This window comes from Pseudarthrobacter sp. 05T312, from assembly GCF_056396685.1.
This window is the reverse complement of record NZ_JBFTLY010000013.1, coordinates 96,839-114,310: the sequence shown is the minus strand read 5'-3', so window position 1 is coordinate 114,310 and position 17,472 is coordinate 96,839. Positions and strand designations below refer to the sequence as shown.

Below are 17,472 nucleotides of genomic sequence, written 5' to 3'. Positions count from 1 at the left end.
ATAATTCAACCGCCCCACAGCATTCTTCGACTTCGAAACAACCCACACACCACCATCGTTCAACTCCACCTCAGTGGTCTTAAACCCCGGATACAACACAGCACCCGTCACCACCACAGCCACCACAGCACCAAACGCCGTACCAGTGAACCAGCGGGAGCGCGGCAGGCGGCGCCATCGGGGCGCGGCGGAAGCAGGGATCTGGGCGCGCGTTTGTCCGCGACGTTTCATGTGTGGAAGTCCCCCGGTAGATCTAGGCTTCGTGCCTGCAGCCGGCGTCAGAGGACCCCGGGCACCACAACGATACCGCTATACGCCAACAAGTGGATAAATTCTTTTCAGTCCGGCCAGGTCTGTCCGGGACCCGGAGCTTCCGGAGCTTAGTCCAGGACCAGGCCCTTGCCGCGGCCGCGGGTCAGGCGGACGGGATTGATTTCGCCAAAGCCGCGCACGTTCTCCGGGTCCTGCGGAATCAGGACGAACCGTTCGTCATGTTCCAGGGCGGAGGCCGTCATGGAATCCACCAGGACGGTGCCGGGGTCCGCCAGGGTGGTCAGGCGGGCGGCGAGGTTCACGGTGGGACCGTAGATGTCGCCCAGGCGGGACAGGATCCTGCCCCACACCATGGCTACGCGCGCTTCGGGGAGGATCTCGTCCTCGGTGAAGGCTTCGGCCAGCGCCAGCGAAATCTCCGCACCCGCAGCAGGGGTTTCGGCGATGTACAGGACTTCATCGCCAACGGTCTTGACCAGCCTGCCGCCGCCCACGGAGATGATCTCGGCGCACTTGTTCTCGAAGCGCTGGACCAGCCGGGCCAGCGTCTTTTCGTTCATCCGCCGGGACAGGCTGGTGTAGGACACCAGGTCCGCGAACCCGACCGCGCGGGCCAGGGGCAGCGGCGCGTCGTCCTCGTCGCCCTCCCGGCCTTCCTCGCTGGCCTGGAGCCCGGCTTCGGCGCGGACCGCGAGTCGCTGGACGCCGGCGTTGAGCTGGCGGCGCCAGGAGTAGACCAGGACTTCCTCCAGTGCGTCCACCAGGGCGGGAAGTTCGTTGACCAGGCGCTTGCGGGCCACGGCGTCCGTGACGCCCTGCTCGTGCACCATGTCCTCCACCAGCGCTTCGATCTGCCAGACCACCATGCGGTCGGTCATCTGCCCGATGGAGCGGGTCACCGAGATGGCCGCTTCCTCCGTGAGCTTGCCGGCGCGGACCAGGTCCACCACGGTGGAAAGGGCCGCCTGGTCGCGTTCGGTGAAGGCGACGTCCTCGTCGCCGAAGTTGGGGAATCCCAGGGCACGCCAGAGCTTGCGGGCAGAAAGCAGTGAGAGGCCGGCCCCGGCCGCAACTTCACGACGGCGGAGCTTGCGTTCCCCACCCAGCAGCCGGGCTTCGAGCGCCTTCATGGCCAAACGTTCCGCGGACATGGCGCCGGTTGGCGGGTGGCGGTCGACGCCGGGCGGCTCCGCGGCAGCAGCCGGCCCGGTTGCGAAGGGGTCGGCGGAGCCGGCGTCGGACGACGCGTCGAAGGCGCCGGTTTCGATGCTCTCGACGCGTTCCTGCTGGTCCTCATCGGTCATCCCGTCCACCTTCTCTCATGTCGTCCGGAAATGCACCGGCTGGGTAATACGTCGCGCCGGGCTGGGCCCCGCTGTCCTCCGGCAGTTCCCCGATGGCGTCGAGGATAAAGTCGCGGAACCGGGCCACCTCGGGCACGTCGCGAAAGGTCACCATGCCCTGGTGCCCGGTTTCCAAGGATATATTCCCGGAACGCACCAGTCGCTGCAGCAACGATTCATGGACCGTCAGGTTTCGCACCGATGCCAGGTTCACCTGCTGGTCCCGCCGGTTCAACAGTCCGGACCGGGCCACCATCCGCTGGCTGGTCAGCGTATAGCGGGTGCCATGCCACCGGAGAAGCCGGGGCAGGCAATAGCCCAGCCATAAAGCCACCGCCGCGAGCACGCAGGCACCCACCAGCCAGGGCGTCCACTGGCGGCCAAGGGCAGGCGCCACGCGGGCGGGGCCGCCGCGGATAACCCACGCGCTGGCGAAGGCGGCCAGTGCCGGCGCCAGGACGAAGGCTACGGCAGCACCGGCAAGCTTTCGCGGCTGCGGGCGGGTAGTGACGATGACCTGCTCCCCTGGAACAAGGGACCTACGCATAACCACCCTGCTGCGGCGCGTCCGGCGACGACCAGGGCCGCAGGTGCACCACGTCGCCGGCCGTGACCACATGCTCATGCGAGTCCCGGTCCACCACCAGGAGGGAACCGTAGTCATCCAGGCGGGAGGCATGTCCAATGATTTCGTGGTCGCCGGGCAGCTGCGCGCGCACCTGCTTGCCCAGGGTGACCATCACGGCCTCCACGCGTTTGTGCAGCGACGGCCCCCCAGCCATGCCCGCCGTGGGGTCACCGTCGGCATTGCAGAAAGTGCGGTACAGGACGGCGAAGTGGGACAGGTAGCTCTTCAGCAGCGCCGTGCGGTCGGTGGTGGTGGCACCTTCGATGGCCACGGACGTGGCAGTGGGCACCGGAAGTTCCTCTTCGCGCAGGCTGACGTTGAGGCCGGTCCCCAGGATGACGGGGGGCACGCTGCCGTCCACCATCGGACCAAGCTGGGCCAGGATGCCCGCGATCTTCCTGCCGCGGACCAGGACGTCGTTGGGCCATTTGAGCTCGGCCGGAATGCCTGCCGTTTCCAGGAGCGTCTCGCGCAGGGCCAGGGCTGCGATAAGGGAAAGCCACGAGTAGCTCTGGGTGGGAAGGGGCCTGCCTTCGGCGTTCACCGGGCGCAGGACCACGGAAACCGACACGGAGCTCAGCGGCGGCGCCTCCCAGCGCCGGTCCAGCCGGCCCCTTGCCGCGGTCTGGTACTCCGCCGTCAGGACGGAGAGGTCAGGCCACGCCGCAGGGTCCACCGTGACGCCGCGCAGCAGGTCGGCGTTGGTGGAGCCGGTGGAGTCCACCACGTCGATCCGCGGTATCCCCGTGGCGGAGAGGAAACGCTGGTCGGCCAGGTCCCCTCGGTTCAGGGGGGTAGCCGGTGCATGTGCGTCATCCATAGCTAGATCCTACCGAGCCGCGCCTGGTCGCACCCAGCCGGCCGCGGTCCCGGAACGGGCGCCGGGGACTGCAGGAGGGCCGACCTAGAGGAAGATGTCCGGGACCAGCCGGTCTTCGGGCGCACCCAGGCTGTAGGGGCGGAAGTCGGTCACGCCGGCGGCGGCCAGGACCTGCTCATCCGTGTAGAAGTTGCCCGACGGCGGCGCACCGGCACCGAGATTGCCGCCGGTCAGGACGGCGTGGGCGGCGTCGGCCATGATCTGCGGGCCGCGCGCGGCCATCACCATGGTTTCGCCGTGGGGCATGTTGCGGATGGCGGCCGTGTCGATCAGGGTGCACGGCCACAGTGAGTTGACCCTGATCCCGTCGGCCTTCAGTTCCTCGGCCAGGCCCAGGGTGGTCAGGCTCATCCCGTATTTGGCCATGGTGTAGGCGAGGTGCTTTCCAGCCCAGGAGGGGTGGAGGTTCAGCGGCGGCGAGAGCGTCAGGATCTGCCCCTGTCCAGAGGCACGGAGCGCCGGGAGCGCCAGCTTGGACAGCAGGAAGGTGCCGCGCACGTTGATGTCCTGCATAAGGTCGTACTTCTTCATCTCCACCTTGTCCGTGGTGGAGAGGTCGATGGCGGAGGCGTTGTTGATGACGATGTCGATGCCGCCGAACCGCTCCACGGCTGCGGCCACGGCGCCGGCCACGTCATCGTCCCGCCGCACGTCACCCACCAGGGGCAACGCCTGGCCTCCGGCCGCCTCCAGCTCCCGGGCCGCGGTGTGGACCGTCCCGGCGAGCTTGGGGTGCGGCTCCCCCGTCTTGGCAAGGAGCACAATGTTGGCGCCATCGCGTGCCGCCCGCAGGGCGATGGCCAGGCCGATCCCGCGGCTGCCGCCGGAGAGCAGGATGGTCCGGCCCGCCAGGGAGCCGGCGGCCCGGTACGGGCTTTCGGAGGCATGCAAAGCATCGTCGCTTGAAGTCATGGGAACACTGTAACCCAAGTAAGTTACTCATGAGTAACATTGTGCAGGGGGTGTTGGAACGGCAGAAAATTGTAGGTTCCCTACAGCCGTTGGCGCCCAAAGCGTCATTAGACTTGCCACCAGGGTTCGTCTTTTGTGTGGATGCTACTTAACGCTCCGCGCAGCCAGACCCGCCAGCCGACAGAATTGACCTGCTACAGAGCCGGAGACACTTGATGAGCCACGATCTGACAACGACAGCGGGAAAGATTGCCGATTTCCGCGACCGCCAGGCGCGCGCCGAACAGCCCTCCGGCCCCGAGGCCATCGAGAAACAACACGCCCGCGGCAAGAACACCGCCCGCGAGCGCATCGCCCTGCTGCTGGACGACGATTCCTTCGTTGAGTTCGACGCCCTGGCCGTGCACCGCTCCAGCGCCTTCGGCATGGAGAAGAAGAAGCCGCTGGGTGACGGCCTGGTCTCCGGCTACGGCACCGTTGACGGCCGGCTGGTGGCGGTCTACAGCCAGGACTTCACCGTCTACGGCGGATCCCTGAGCCAGGTCAACGGCGAAAAGATCGTCAAGGTCCAGGAGTTCGCGCTCCGCAACGGCTGCCCCGTCGTCGGCATCCTGGACGGCGGCGGCGCCCGCATCCAGGAGGGTGTGGCCTCGCTGGCCATGTTCGCGGACATCTTCCGCAACAACGTCCACGCCTCCGGCGTGGTGCCGCAGATCTCGCTCATCATGGGCCCCTCCGCCGGCGGCGCGGCCTACTCCCCGGCCCTCACCGACTACGTGGTGATGGTGGACAAGACCTCGCACATGTTCATCACCGGCCCGGACGTCATCAAGACCGTCACCGGCGAGGACGTGGACATGGAAACGCTCGGCGGTGCCCGGCAGCACAACGCCACCACCGGAACGTCCACCTACCTCGCTTCGGACGAGACCGACGCCATCGAGTTCGTGCGCGAACTGCTGGACTTCCTCCCGTCCAACAACCTGTCCGAGGCGCCCGTCCTGGGGCACCAGCAGGAATTGGAAATCGACGACGACGACCTCGCCCTGGACACGCTGGTTCCGGACTCCGCCAACCAGCCCTACGACATGCGCGCCGTGGTGGAGCAGATCGTGGACGACGGGCATTTCCTGGAGATGCAGGCCCTGTACGCCCCCAACGTGATGATCGGCTACGGCCGCGTGGAGGGCCACACCGTAGGCATCGTGGCCAACCAGCCCCTCCAGTTCGCCGGCACCCTGGACATCGCCGCCTCGGAAAAAGCGGCCCGCTTCGTGCGCCACTGCGACGCCTTCAACATCCCCATCGTCACCCTGGTGGATGTCCCCGGGTTCCTTCCGGGCAAGGACCAGGAGTTCCAGGGAATCATCCGCCGCGGCGCCAAACTCCTCTACGCCTATGCCGAGGCCACCGTCCCCAAGCTCACCGTCATCACCCGCAAGGCCTACGGCGGCGCCTACATCGTCATGGGCTCCAAGAAGCTCGGCGCCGACCTGAACCTGGCCTGGCCCACGGCCCAGATCGGCGTGATGGGCGCCCAGGGTGCCGTGAACATCCTTTACCGCCGCGACCTCGCAGCGGTCGCCGAGGACGGCGGCGACGTTGAGGCCCGCCGCGCCCAGGTCATCCAGCAGTACGAGGAAGAACTCCTCAACCCCTACCAGGCAGCCGAGCTTGGCTACGTGGACGCCGTCATCGCCCCCTCGGACACCCGCATCCAGATCATCAAGGGACTGCGCGCCCTGCGTGACAAACGCGCCAGCCTTCCCGCCAAGAAGCATGGGAACATCCCGCTGTGATCAGCACCCCAGGGGCGCCTGAGCCCGCCGAAGCCCCGGAACCCCAGGCCGCGCCGCTGTTCTCTGTTGTCAAAGGACAGCCGAACGACGAGGAACTCGCCGCGCTGGCCGCCGTCGTGCTTTCCCTCGGCGGGGAAACCGCGGCCCCGGCAAAGACCACCAGCGTGCGGCACTGGGTCCGGAGGCAGCAGCTTCGGCTCGCGCCCACGCCGGGCCCGGGTGCCTGGAAGCGCAGCCGGGGCTGACGGCTTCCACATCCTGTCCATGTGGCCGGGTAGGCTCGGGATGTGACTACCGACACTGCACCCGCCGCGCGCCCGCATACCCGGATCGACGACGTCGCTGACAACTACACCGACACCCTGATCAGGCTCAATCCGACCTTTGCCACCACCCTTGGCCTGCCGGGACATGAGACGGAATACCAGGACTTCTCCCCTGCCGGCATCGCCGGGTTCGCCGAGGCGGCAAGGCATGCCCTCGTCTCGCTGGAAGGCCTGGAGCCGGAGGACGACGTGGACGCCGTCACCCTGGACGCCATGCAGGAGCGGCTGGGCCTGCAGCTCCTGATCCATGCTTCCGGGTGGGAGTATGCGGACCTGAACAACATTGCCTCACCGGCCCAGGACATCCGCGCCATCTTCGACCTCATGCCCACTGAAACCGAACAGGACTGGGAGCACATCGCCGGGCGCGCACACAACGTGCCGGCGGCCATCAGCGGCTACACCGAGTCCCTGCGCCTGGCCAGGGATGCGGGCAAGGTCGCCGCCGCCCGCCAGGTGCGCATCGTCATTGAACAGGTGGCCAAGTACGCCGCCGGGGACGGCTTCTTCGCAAAGCTGGCCGCGGGTGCCGCCACGGATGCGGGGCCGCTGCCCACGGCCCTGCAGGAGAAGCTCGACGCCGGAGCTGCCGCCGCCCGCCAGGCCTACGCCGGCCTGGCGGAATTCCTGCGCACCGAACTGCTGCCCGCCGCTCCCGAAAAGGATGCCGTGGGCCGGGCCCGCTACGCACTGGCTTCCCGGTCCTTCCTGGGCGCAGAGGTGGACCTGGAGGAAACGTACGCGTGGGGCGTCCAGGAACTCGACCGACTGATCGCGGAGCAGGAACAGGTCGCAGCCGCCATCAAGGCAGGCGCCTCCATTGCCGAAGCCAAGGAAATCCTCGACAACGACCCCGCACGGCAGCTGAAAGGCACCGAGGCGCTGCGGGAATGGATGCAGGACCTCTCCGACAAGGCCGTGGCCGAACTCGCTGGCGTGCACTTCGACATCCCCGATGTCATGAAGAGGCTTGAGTGCCGAATCGCCCCCACCGACGAAGGCGGCATCTACTACACCGGCCCATCCGACGACTTCAGCCGCCCCGGCCGCATGTGGTGGTCAGTCCCCGCAGGCGAGGACACCTTCACCACCTGGGCCGAAACCACCACCGTGTACCACGAGGGCGTCCCGGGCCACCACCTCCAGGTGGCCACTGCCACCTACCGGCGCGAGCTGCTCAACAAATGGCGCCGGAACGTCTGTTGGACCTCCGGCCACGGCGAAGGCTGGGCCCTGTACGCCGAGAAACTCATGCAGGAACTGGGCTACCTGAAAGACCCTGGCGACCACATGGGCATGCTGGACATGCAGCGCATGCGGGCAGCGCGCGTGGTCTTCGATATCGGGGTCCACCTGGAACTCGAGATGCCCGAACGCTGGGGATCCGGCACCTGGACCGCCGACAGGGGCTACGCATTCCTGAAGGAAAACCTCCCCCTCAGCGAAGGCCAGCTCAACTTCGAGTTCACCCGGTACCTCGGCTGGCCGGGACAGGCGCCCTCCTACAAGGTAGGCCAGCGCCTTTGGGAACAGATCCGCGCCGAGCTCGAGGCACGGCCGGGGTTCGACCTCAAGGAGTTCCACACCAAGGCCCTCAACATCGGCTCCGTGGGACTCGACACCCTTCGCCGGGCGCTTCTGGGCTGACAGCCCATCCTCCCGGCCGGATCCCTGGCTGGTGGACCGAGCCCCCGGCATTAGGTGGACAGCGCCCACGGCAATCAATAAGCTTGCTTACTAAATTGCCGTGGCGCGCATCGCCGTATGGACAGGGAGACGACGTTGACCAACCTCCAAGGGACACCGGCCGGGACGGGGGTGCGTGGTGAACTGCGCCAGGACACGACCGTCGGTGGCAAGGACCTCACCAGATGGGACACCCGGACAGGCCGGCACCTGGTCGGAGTGGTCCACCGCATCAGCCAGGTACATGGCCCGCATGGCGCACTGATCCTGACGCTGCTGGTGGGGGCGGTCATTTCCGCCGCCCTGACCGCCGCGTTCAGCGAGGTCTATGAAGCGGTAGTGGCCGCCGACGGGGTGGCCGGACTTGACCATCCGGTATTGGCGGCCAGCAAGGACCTCCGCACCCCTGCCTTGGATGTGGCGGTCACGGCCTTCACCGATGTTGGCGGGACCATCGGGATGCCGGTCCTCGCCGTCGCCATCATGGCGGTGCTCGCGTTGCGGCGCCGCTCCTGGACCCCCGTCATCCTGATCGTCACCGCGGGCCTGGGTTCACTGCTGATGACCATCGCCGGCAAGCGCCTCGTGGGACGCACGCGGCCGGACCTCAGCGACGCCGTACCGCCCTACGAACACTCGGCATCGTTTCCCAGTGGACACTCCCTGAACGCGGTGGTGATTGCAGGCATCGTGGCGTACCTCATCATCCTGCGGCTCCACTCGAACCGCGCCCGCATCCTCACCGCCGCGGCGGCAGCCCTCTTCGCCGTCGCGATCGGCCTGAGCAGGGTCTTCCTGGGCCATCACTGGCTCACCGATGTGCTGGCGGCCTGGGCACTGGGTGCCGCCTGGCTGGCCATCGTGATCACCGCCCACCGGCTCTACCTGACGGTCAGGAAACACCACGAACCACGAGACGTTAAGCACACCCCTGCCGGGAATAAGTAACAAATGCCGCCGTTATCCCTGGTTCTCCGGGGATTTCCGGCCGGGGCCCGCATCCAGTGCACGTAATATTTCTCAATGTTGGTTCGACGTGATATTTAGCAGAGGTCTAGCTTGTTCTGGTGAGCACTCAGACAAGCACCCCCTCCCCCGCAGGGAAGACCGGATTCCAGCTCCCCAAGTGGGCGGGTTCGTTCGGCTTCCAGATCATTGCCGCCCTCGTGGTGGGCCTGGGCCTCGGCCTGCTGGCCAAGTACACCGGCAGCACCAAGACCAGCCCCAACGCCCTCGGCGCCACGCTGCAGACCATCGGCTCAAGCTATGTGTCGCTGCTGCAGACCGCCGTCGTTCCCCTGATCTTCACCGCCGTAGTCAGTTCCATTTCCAACCTGCGCCAGGTGTCCAACGCCGCCCGGCTCGCATGGAACACGCTCCTGTGGTTCGCCATCACATCCCTGATCGCCGTGCTGATCGGCATCGGCCTGGGCGTACTCCTGCAGCCCGGCGCCAACACCGGCATCAACGGAGACGCCAAGTACACCGGCAAGTCCGGTGACTGGTGGGCCTTCCTCGTGGGCCTGTTCCCCAAGAACTTCCTCGGCCTGGGTGCCAGCTCCACTGTCGGCGACTCCGGCGCCGTCACCACCTCCATCAGCTTCAACGTCCTGCAGATCCTCGTCATCGCCATCGCGGTGGGCGTTGCCGCCCTCAAGGTGGGCAAGGCCGCAGAGCCGTTCCTGAACCTCAACGCCTCGGCCCTCGCCGTGATCCAGAAGGTGCTCTGGTGGATCATCCGCATCGCACCGCTGGGCACTGTCGGCCTCATCGGCAATGCCGTGGCCGTCTACGGCTGGGACACCATCGGCTCGCTGGGCAAGTTCACCGTGGCCATCTACGCCGGCCTGGTCCTGGTGCTGTTCGTGGTCTACCCGATCCTGGTCCGCAGCCATGGCCTGTCCGTCAAGCAGTACTTCTCCGGCGTATGGCCCGCAGTGCAGTTGGCCTTCGTTTCCCGCTCCTCGGTGGGAACCCTGCCGCTGACCCAGCGCGTGACTGAACGCAGCCTCGGGGTGCCCCGCGCCTACGCCTCCTTCGCCGTGCCGCTGGGCGCCACCACCAAGATGGACGGCTGCGCTGCCATCTACCCCGCCATCTCGGCGATCTTCGTGGCCCAGTTCTTCGGCATCCACCTGGACTTCAGCCAGTACCTGCTGATCGCACTGGTCTCCGTCCTGGGCTCCGCCGCAACCGCCGGCACCACGGGCGCCGTGGTGATGCTCACCCTGACGCTGTCCACGCTGGGGCTGCCGCTGGCCGGCGTCGGGCTGCTGCTGGCCATCGACCCCATCCTGGACATGGGCCGCACCGCGGTGAACGTGGCAGGACAGGCCCTGGTCCCCACCATCGTGGCCAAGCGCCAGGGCATCCTGGACGAGTCGCTGTACAACGCACCCCGCAACGGCACACCGTTCGTGGATGACAGCGATGCCGCCGCCGGAGGGTCCGCAACGGACGGCACCAGCGCCGGGACCGCATCCCGCGAACTGCAGGATGCCAACGCGTAACGCGCGCCAGCAAAAAGACGTCCCCGGGAGTTTCTCCCGGGGACGTCTTTGCTTAAGGGCTACGCCCCAGGCCGCAACCGGCCTGAAACAGTCAGCGTCCGCCGCCGCCAATCACCCCGTTCTGGACGGCCTTGGTGACGGCGTCGGCTTCAGCCTGCGTCAGCTTGCCGTCCGTCACTGCCTTGTCCAGTCGGGTCTTGAGCTCGGCCGCGTGTTCGGACTGTTCCTCGCTGCGGATCTCCTGGAGGGCTGCCGTCACCTTGGCCTCGTCGATGCCCAGCGAGCCGGCCAGCGATTTGGCGAGGGCGGCCTCGCGGGCGGCGGGGTCCGGCTTCTGGCCGTCGGCCGGCGGCGTGGTGGGCTTGTTGGCTTCGCGGAAGGCCTTCAGTGCGTCGGTCACCTTGGCTTCGTCCACGCCGAGCTTCGCTGCCAGGGCGGATGCCTGCTCCATGCCCTTGCCGTCACGGCCGCCGTGCCTGCCCATGCCGCCGTGGTCAGTGCCGGCGGAGCCATCGGCCGAGGCACTGGCACTTGCACTCGGGGTGGGAGAGGGCGTGGTGGTGGTGGCCGATGCCATGCCGGCCACGCCGATTCCTGCACCGAGCGCCAGCGCCGCGGCTGACAGGCCCAGGGTCATTTTCTTCGTGCGGGTCATTTTCGTTGTCTCCTCATTCGCCGTCGCCTGACGGCTGCTGGTGATACGCCTCGCGGCGGGACATATCCAGCATCGGCCACCAGGTTCAGGAAAGGCTGTCGGAAACCTTTCGTTCTCCTGTGAATCCAGATTCGGCCCCGAAAATAAGTTGCATTCAGTGCAAAGTTGCACGTAGTGTAATTCCGTGCCAGATCCGCTGTCCGCTCCAGAAACCCCGCAGGATGCGGTGCCCGCCGCGCCATCCCGCCGCGAGCTGAACAAGGCCGCCACCCGCCAGGGCATTACCGACGCCGCTCTGGGCCTCCTGCGGTCCAAGGGCCCGGGCAACTTCACGGTGGAGGACATCGCCGACGCCGCGGGAATCTCGCGCCGCACTTTCTTCAATTACTTCGGCAGCACCGACGCCGCCCTGGCCTCCATCGTCCACGGCTTCCTGGACAACGCCATCCAGCAGCTGCGCCTCCGCCCGGCCGAGGAGCCCATGCTGGAGTCGGCCCAGGCCGCTTTGGTGGCCCTGGCCGACCCCAAGGCCATCGCCCCGCTCGCCGAACTGTTCACGCTGACCCAGCAGAGTCCGCTGATGTCCCATACGGAACTGGAGGCGTGGGACCACTGCCGGGCCCAGGTCTTCACCGTGGCCCGTGAACGACTTGCCGGTAGCCCCGGCGAGCGGGACGAGCTGTACGTCCATGCCCTGGCCGGCTCCATCATTTCTTGCGGAAAGGCCGCCATGGAGGTCTGGTTCAGCCGGCGCGGCCCGGACCTTTCACCCGCCTCCCTTGCAGAACTCCGCCAGCTGCTCATCGATGCCATGGGCTTGCTGGGCGCCGGCTTCACCACCACCGCTTTCCCATCCGCCACCCGTTCCTCCTGATCAGATCGGTCCTCCCGCATGGCACTCCTCCTCTACCGCCTCGGCAAGTTCTCCTACCGCCGGCGCTGGCTTGTCATCTCCCTCTGGCTTGCGGTCCTGGTGGCCGTCGGCGGTTCCGCCGCAGCCTTCCACGGCACGCTGTCCAACAACTTCCAGATCCCGGGCACCGAGACGCAGCGGATCGCGGACAAGCTCAAGCAGGATTTGCCCGCAGCCTCGGGCGGAAGCGCCACGATCGTTTTCGAAGCCCCCGACGGCGGATTCACGCCTGAGAGCCGCGCGGCCGTGACGGATGCGCTGAAGAAGCTGCAAGCCCTCCCCGAGGTCCGCGGCACGGTTGATCCGTTCGCCACCCAGGCCCAGGTGGACCAGGCCGGCAAGGCGATCACGGACGGCGAACAGCAGCTGGCGGCCGGCCAGGCACAGCTGGATGCCTCCCGCGCCCAGCTGGAGGCGGGCAAGGCACAGCTGGCAGCGGCTGAACAACAGCTCACCGCCGCCGGCGCGCCCGCAGCAGTAGTCGAGGCCCAGCTGGGCCAGCAGAAGGCAGCGCTGGCTGCCGGCCAGGCCAAGCTCGACGCCGGCGCCCAGGAACTGGAGGCCAACAAGGCGAAGCTGGAACTTGGCAAGCGCCAGGCCCAGGCCGCGTCCGCCATCCGCTTCGTCTCGGAGGACAACAAGGCGGCCGTGGCCCAGGTGCAGTTCAACACCTCCATCAACGGCCTGGCACCAGCGGTCCGCAAGCAGGTACAGGAGATCGCCCACGAGACGTCCTCCGCAGGCGTCCAGGCCTTTGCCAGCAAGGAAATCACCGAGGACATCTCAGCCCTGTTCGGCACAGCGGAAATTGTCGGCATCGCCGTCGCTGCGCTGGTCCTGATCCTCATGCTGGGGACGCTGATCGCGGCCGGACTGCCGCTGCTGATGGCCATCATCGGCGTCGGCGTGGGCGTGGGCATCACGTTCGCACTCTCAGGCCTGTTCGACATGAGCTCCATCTCCCCCATGCTTGCCCTCATGCTGGGCCTGGCCGTCGGCATCGACTACTCGCTGTTCATCGTCAACCGGCACCGGACGCAGCTCCTGGCCGGAATGGACCCTAAGGAGTCCGTGGCCCGGGCAAACGGAACCTCCGGCAACGCGGTGGTCTTCGCCGGGCTCACCGTGATCATCGCCCTTGCAGCCCTGGTGGTCCCCGGGCTGCCGTTCCTCACTGTCATGGGCCTCGCCGCCGCGGGAACCGTGGCGGTGGCGGTCCTGGTCGCCATCACCCTGACCCCCGCCATGCTGTCCCTGATTGGCCGCCGGATCATCTCCAAGCGGGCCTGGGCCAAGTCCGAGGCGCACAACGCCGAACCGGGCCACGAGGCGGCGGATCTTGCCACCGACCGCGAACGAAGCACCCGCGGGTGGGGCGGCCTGGTCACCAAGCACCCCTGGGTTGCGCTCGTCGCCGGCATCCTCCTGCTGGGCACCCTGGCGTTGCCCGCCACACAGCTCCAGCTGGCGCTGCCTGACGGCGGCTCCGAGCCTGTGGAGTCCGAGGCCTACCAGGCCTACGACCTGACGGCACGCAGCTTCGGCGAGGGCGTCACCGGCCCCATTGTGGCCGTGGGCGAGTTCCCCGCGAACCTGGATGCGGCCCAGGCGCAAAAGCTGCAGTACGACATCGCGGACAAGCTCCGTGCCGTGGACAACGTGGTGGCCGCCGTGCCGGTGGCGCTCAGCGAGGACCGCCGGACCGCAGTCTTCCAGGTCATCCCCAAGGAAGGCCCGGCCAGCGCCAGCACGGTGAAGGTGGTCGCCGAACTCCGGGGCCTGAACGGCGAAATCAAGGCCGACTACGACGTTGCCATGGGCCTGACCGGCCAGACGGCCGGCAACGTGGATGTCTCCACCAAGCTCGGTGACGCCCTGCCGCCCTACCTGGCGATCGTCGTCGGACTTTCCCTGGTCCTGCTCCTGCTGGTGTTCCGCTCCATCGTGGTGCCGCTGCTGGCCACGGGCGGCTTCCTGCTGTCCCTGTCGGCGGCCTTCGGCGCCGTCGTGGCTGTCTACCAGTGGGGCTGGCTGGGGAACGTCTTCGACGTGGCCAACCCCGGTGCCGTGCTGAGCTTCCTGCCCATCATCCTGATCGGTGTGCTGTTCGGCCTGGCGATGGACTACCAGGTGTTCATTGCCTCCGGCATGCGCGAGGCCTACATGCACGGGTCAAGCGCCAGGGAAGCGGTGCGGGTGGGCTTCCGGCACGCGGCCGCTGTGGTCACCGCCGCCGCGATCATCATGGTCAGCGTGTTCTCCGGCTTCATCTTCAGCCACCTCACCATGGTCCGGCCGCTGGGCTTCGCGATGGCCTTCGGTGTCCTGTTCGACGCGTTCGTGGTCCGCATGACCATCGTCCCGGCCGTGATGTACCTGCTGGGCGCCAAGTCGTGGTGGCTGCCGCGTTGGCTGGACCGGATCCTGCCGGACGTGGACGTGGAAGGCGCCAAGCTCAGCCGCGGCCAGGGGACGCCGGTGTCCGGCGAACTGGTCCACTAGGCTGAAACCGTGCTCCATCTGATCCTCGCCTCCCAGTCCCCCGCCCGCACCAAGCTCCTGGCCGAGGCCGGCATCCGGCACACCGTGCTGGTTTCCGACGTCGACGAGGCGGCCGTCCAGGAGCGGTACGGCGTGACGGACCCGCACGACACCGCGCTGTTGCTGGCCCGGGCCAAGGCGGAGGCGGTCGCGTCCCTCCCGGAGGCGGAGGGCGCGCTGGTGCTGGGCTGCGATTCCGTGTTCGAGTTCGACGGCGAGGCGCACGGCAAGCCCTACACCGCCGACGTCGCGCGGGAACGGATGCTCCGGATGAGCGGCAGCGCGGGCGTGCTGCACACGGGGCACTGGCTGGTGGACTGCCGGGACACGGACGACGACGGCGGCCGCGGTTCGGGTGCCACGCTCGGGGCGGTCGCCTCCGCCGAGGTTTCCTTCCTGGACATGGCCCCGGAGGAGATTGATGCCTACATCGCCACCGGCGAGCCGCTGCACTGTGCGGGTTCCTTCACCATCGACGGCCTGGGCGGGGCCTTCATCCGGAAGGTCGACGGCGACCCGCACGCCGTCGTCGGACTTTCCGTATCCACCCTGCGCGGCCTGCTTGCCGCCGCCAATGTGCGCATCACTGATCTCTGGCCGCCGAGGTAAAGTCGTCCGTTTTCTGCAGTGGTTGTAGCTTCCCTACAAAGGACGACCGGTTTACACGCGGATTCCGCAAGTAATATCGGCGGAACCTCCAAAACCGCGCTAGGCTCCCTGAAGGAAAGAAGGAGACGCCTTGTCAGCAAATTTGGAGCAGTCCGCAGGAACCACGCAGCCCAGCCTCACAAAGGTGCTGATCGCCAACCGCGGCGAAATCGCCGTGCGGATCATCCGGGCGGCCCGGGACGAGGGCCTCGCCTCCGTAGCCGTCTACGCCGACCCGGACCGCGACGCACTCCACGTCCGGCTCGCTGACGAAGCCTTCGCCTTGGGCGGTGCCACCGCCGCCGAGTCCTACCTGGTGATGGACAAGATCATCGACGCCGCGCGCCAGTCCGGCGCCGACGCCATCCACCCGGGCTACGGATTCCTGGCCGAGAACGCCGAGTTCGCCGCCAAGGTCATTGCCGCAGGCATCACCTGGATTGGCCCCTCCCCGGACGCCATCTCCGCCCTGGGCGACAAGGTCCGCGCCCGGCACATCGCCGAGAAAGTCGGCGCACCCCTGGTCCCCGGCACCGCGGACCCCGTCGAATCAGCCGACGAAGTCCTGGACTTCGTGGACCGGCACGGCCTGCCGGTGGCCATCAAGGCGGCCTTCGGCGGCGGCGGCCGCGGCATCAAGGTGGCCCGCACCCGCGAGGAAATCCCCGAACTCTACGAATCCGCAGTCCGCGAGGCCACGGCCGCCTTCGGCCGCGGCGAATGCTTCATCGAGCGCTTCCTCGACGCCCCCCGGCACGTGGAAACCCAGTGCCTGGCCGACGCCCACGGCAACGTGGTGGTGGTCTCCACCCGCGACTGCTCGCTGCAGCGGCGCAACCAGAAACTCGTGGAGGAAGCTCCGGCGCCGTTCCTCACCGAGGACCAGAACCGCCGGCTCTACGAATCCTCCAAGGCCATCCTGAAGGAGGCCGGCTACCTGGGCGCCGGCACCTGCGAATTCCTGGTGGGCCAGGACGGAACCATTTCCTTCCTCGAGGTCAACACCCGCCTGCAGGTGGAGCACTGTGTTTCCGAGGAAGTCACCGGCATCGACCTGGTCCGCGAGCAGTTCCGTCTTGCCCGCGGCGAGGAGCTTGGCTACGGCGACCCCGAGGTCCGCGGCCACTCCATCGAATTCCGCATCACCGGCGAGGACCCGGGCCGCAACTTCCTGCCCGCCCCGGGCACGCTCCGGGTCCTGAAGAACCCCACCGGTCCCGGGGTCCGCGTGGACTCCGGCGTGGAACAGGGCGACGTGATCAGCGGAAACTTCGACTCCATGCTGTCCAAGCTCATCATCACCGGCGCCAGCCGCCCGCAGGCGCTGCAGCGCGCCCGCCGCGCGCTGGAGGAAATGGTGGTTGAGGGTATCCCCACAGTCATCCCGTTCGACCTCGCAGTGGTCTCGGATCCCGCCTTCGCGCCGGCTGAAGGGCCCTTCAAGGTCCACACCCGCTGGATCGAAACCGAGTTCACCAACAACCTGCCGGCATGGACCCCGGACGCCGCTGCCGACGCCGACGGCTCCGCCGAGGACCGCCAACGCGTGGTGGTGGAAGTGGGCGGCAAGCGCCTCGAAGTAGTGCTTCCCGCATCCCTGGGAACCCTGGGAACGGGATCGTCCGCCGCCGGCAAGCCGGGCAAGTCCAAGAAGCGTTCCCGTTCCGCCGGCCCCACGGCCGCCACGGGCAATGCACTGACCTCCCCCATGCAGGGCACCATCGTGAAGGTGGCCGTGGCGCACGGGGACGTTGTGTCCGAAGGCGACCTGGTGGTGGTCCTTGAGGCCATGAAGATGGAGCAGCCCCTCACCGCGCACCGGTCCGGCACCATCACGGGCCTGACGGCAACGGCCGGCGAAACGGTGTCCGCGGGCGCCATCATCGCCACGATCGAAGACTAGGAAGCCGAATGCTGGCACCAAGTTTCCAGGAAGAAGTGGCCCGCTACCACCAGGCGGTTCCCGAAATCACCCGGGGCAACACCGCCCCGATCAAGGAACTGTACTCCCGGCTGGACGACGTCACCCTGGCCAACCCGTTCGGCGGAATAGCCCGCGGCTGGGCCCAGGTGGAGGCCCGGCTGGACCAGGCGGCGCGGCAGTTCCGCGACGGCGAGATGCTCGGCTTCGATACCGTCACCTCCTACACGGCCCGCGACACCGCCTACCTGGTGGAGACCGAACACTTCCGGGCCCGCCTGGACGGCGCTGCCGCCACGGAGGAGTTCGCGCTCCGCGTGACCAGCATCTTCCGCCGCGAGGAGGGCTACTGGAAGCTGGTGCACCGCCAGGCCGACCCTGCGGCCCGCCCGCAGTCCCGCCGGTCCCTGGCGCAGCCCCCGGCCTGACGCGCCACC

16 protein-coding genes are annotated in these 17,472 nt (G+C 67.7%); 10 read left to right on the top strand and 6 right to left on the bottom strand.

Annotation, left to right across the window (positions count from 1 at the left end):
- From AC1DIP_RS15965 to AC1DIP_RS15945, 5 genes are all read right to left on the bottom strand, one after another.
- Positions 1 to 231 (bottom strand): hypothetical protein (locus AC1DIP_RS15965; RefSeq protein WP_477734301.1); only part of this gene is annotated, 231 nt, incomplete at its 3' end.
- Positions 232 to 380: 149 nt separating this feature from the next.
- Complete coding sequence (locus AC1DIP_RS15960) at positions 381 to 1,577, bottom strand: adenylate/guanylate cyclase domain-containing protein (protein ID WP_476210144.1); 1,197 nt, start codon at positions 1,575 to 1,577, stop codon at positions 381 to 383.
- Positions 1,567 to 2,163 carry a PH domain-containing protein gene (locus AC1DIP_RS15955; RefSeq protein WP_477734300.1) on the bottom strand — a complete coding sequence of 199 codons (597 nt, stop codon included), beginning with the start codon at positions 2,161 to 2,163 and terminating at the stop codon, positions 1,567 to 1,569. Before AC1DIP_RS15955 ends, AC1DIP_RS15960 begins: the two co-directional genes overlap by 11 nt.
- Complete coding sequence (locus AC1DIP_RS15950) at positions 2,156 to 3,064, bottom strand: biotin--[acetyl-CoA-carboxylase] ligase (protein WP_477734299.1); 909 nt, start codon at positions 3,062 to 3,064, stop codon at positions 2,156 to 2,158. The genes AC1DIP_RS15955 and AC1DIP_RS15950 overlap by 8 nt, the downstream gene beginning before the upstream one ends.
- Before the next feature lie 84 nt (positions 3,065 to 3,148).
- Positions 3,149 to 4,036, bottom strand: a complete 888-nt coding sequence (locus tag AC1DIP_RS15945) for an SDR family oxidoreductase (RefSeq protein ID WP_477734298.1) — start codon at positions 4,034 to 4,036, stop codon at positions 3,149 to 3,151.
- A gap of 215 nt (positions 4,037 to 4,251) precedes the next feature.
- On the opposite strand from AC1DIP_RS15945, the gene AC1DIP_RS15940 reads away from it, so the two are divergent.
- From AC1DIP_RS15940 to AC1DIP_RS15920, 5 genes are all read left to right on the top strand, one after another.
- On the top strand, positions 4,252 to 5,835 hold the full coding sequence (locus AC1DIP_RS15940) for an acyl-CoA carboxylase subunit beta (RefSeq protein ID WP_477734297.1): 1,584 nt from the start codon (positions 4,252 to 4,254) through the stop codon (positions 5,833 to 5,835).
- Complete coding sequence (locus AC1DIP_RS15935; RefSeq protein WP_477734303.1) at positions 5,835 to 6,080, top strand: acyl-CoA carboxylase subunit epsilon; 246 nt, start codon at positions 5,835 to 5,837, stop codon at positions 6,078 to 6,080. Before AC1DIP_RS15940 ends, AC1DIP_RS15935 begins: the two co-directional genes overlap by 1 nt.
- A 42-nt stretch (positions 6,081 to 6,122) precedes the next feature.
- On the top strand, positions 6,123 to 7,808 hold the full coding sequence (locus tag AC1DIP_RS15930; RefSeq protein ID WP_477734296.1) for a DUF885 domain-containing protein: 1,686 nt from the start codon (positions 6,123 to 6,125) through the stop codon (positions 7,806 to 7,808).
- 117 nt (positions 7,809 to 7,925) lie between these two features.
- Positions 7,926 to 8,795 (top strand): phosphatase PAP2 family protein, encoded by an 870-nt coding sequence (locus tag AC1DIP_RS15925; RefSeq protein WP_477734295.1) that lies wholly within the window; start codon positions 7,926 to 7,928, stop codon positions 8,793 to 8,795.
- Positions 8,796 to 8,914: 119 nt separating this feature from the next.
- Positions 8,915 to 10,357 carry a cation:dicarboxylate symporter family transporter gene (locus AC1DIP_RS15920; RefSeq protein ID WP_476210131.1) on the top strand — a complete coding sequence of 481 codons (1,443 nt, stop codon included), beginning with the start codon at positions 8,915 to 8,917 and terminating at the stop codon, positions 10,355 to 10,357.
- Positions 10,358 to 10,448: 91 nt separating this feature from the next.
- On the opposite strand, the gene AC1DIP_RS15915 is transcribed toward AC1DIP_RS15920, so the two are convergent.
- The gene (locus AC1DIP_RS15915) at positions 10,449 to 11,012 is read right to left on the bottom strand and encodes a hypothetical protein (protein ID WP_476210130.1); all 564 of its coding nucleotides are present in this window, start codon (positions 11,010 to 11,012) and stop codon (positions 10,449 to 10,451) included.
- 184 nt (positions 11,013 to 11,196) lie between these two features.
- On the opposite strand from AC1DIP_RS15915, the gene AC1DIP_RS15910 reads away from it, so the two are divergent.
- The 5 genes from AC1DIP_RS15910 to AC1DIP_RS15890 all read left to right on the top strand — a co-directional run bounded on the left by AC1DIP_RS15910 (position 11,197) and on the right by AC1DIP_RS15890 (position 17,463).
- Entirely contained in the window at positions 11,197 to 11,886 is a 690-nt protein-coding gene (locus tag AC1DIP_RS15910; RefSeq protein WP_476210128.1) for a TetR family transcriptional regulator, read from the top strand.
- An 18-nt stretch (positions 11,887 to 11,904) separates the two neighbouring features.
- A complete protein-coding gene (locus AC1DIP_RS15905; RefSeq protein ID WP_477734294.1) occupies positions 11,905 to 14,427 on the top strand; it encodes an MMPL family transporter in 2,523 nt (840 codons plus the stop codon).
- A gap of 9 nt (positions 14,428 to 14,436) precedes the next feature.
- A complete protein-coding gene (locus tag AC1DIP_RS15900; protein WP_477734293.1) occupies positions 14,437 to 15,075 on the top strand; it encodes a Maf family protein in 639 nt (212 codons plus the stop codon).
- 130 nt (positions 15,076 to 15,205) lie between these two features.
- Positions 15,206 to 17,017, top strand: a complete 1,812-nt coding sequence (locus AC1DIP_RS15895) for an acetyl/propionyl/methylcrotonyl-CoA carboxylase subunit alpha (protein WP_477734292.1) — start codon at positions 15,206 to 15,208, stop codon at positions 17,015 to 17,017.
- Between the two features lie 8 nt (positions 17,018 to 17,025).
- Positions 17,026 to 17,463: a nuclear transport factor 2 family protein gene (locus tag AC1DIP_RS15890; protein ID WP_476210120.1), complete on the top strand. Its 438-nt coding sequence runs from the start codon at positions 17,026 to 17,028 to the stop codon at positions 17,461 to 17,463.
- Positions 17,464 to 17,472: the final 9 nt, after the last annotated feature.

Coding starts and splice junctions, on each gene's coding strand:
- AC1DIP_RS15940 (WP_477734297.1), top strand. CDS start 4,252: ATGAGCCACGATCTGACAACGACAGCGGGAAAGATTGCCGATTTCCGC.
- AC1DIP_RS15955 (WP_477734300.1), bottom strand. CDS start 2,163: ATGCGTAGGTCCCTTGTTCCAGGGGAGCAGGTCATCGTCACTACCCGC.
- AC1DIP_RS15945 (WP_477734298.1), bottom strand. CDS start 4,036: ATGACTTCAAGCGACGATGCTTTGCATGCCTCCGAAAGCCCGTACCGG.
- AC1DIP_RS15905 (WP_477734294.1), top strand. CDS start 11,905: ATGGCACTCCTCCTCTACCGCCTCGGCAAGTTCTCCTACCGCCGGCGC.
- AC1DIP_RS15960 (WP_476210144.1), bottom strand. CDS start 1,577: ATGACCGATGAGGACCAGCAGGAACGCGTCGAGAGCATCGAAACCGGC.
- AC1DIP_RS15925 (WP_477734295.1), top strand. CDS start 7,926: ATGGACAGGGAGACGACGTTGACCAACCTCCAAGGGACACCGGCCGGG.
- AC1DIP_RS15915 (WP_476210130.1), bottom strand. CDS start 11,012: ATGACCCGCACGAAGAAAATGACCCTGGGCCTGTCAGCCGCGGCGCTG.
- AC1DIP_RS15890 (WP_476210120.1), top strand. CDS start 17,026: ATGCTGGCACCAAGTTTCCAGGAAGAAGTGGCCCGCTACCACCAGGCG.
- AC1DIP_RS15950 (WP_477734299.1), bottom strand. CDS start 3,064: ATGGATGACGCACATGCACCGGCTACCCCCCTGAACCGAGGGGACCTG.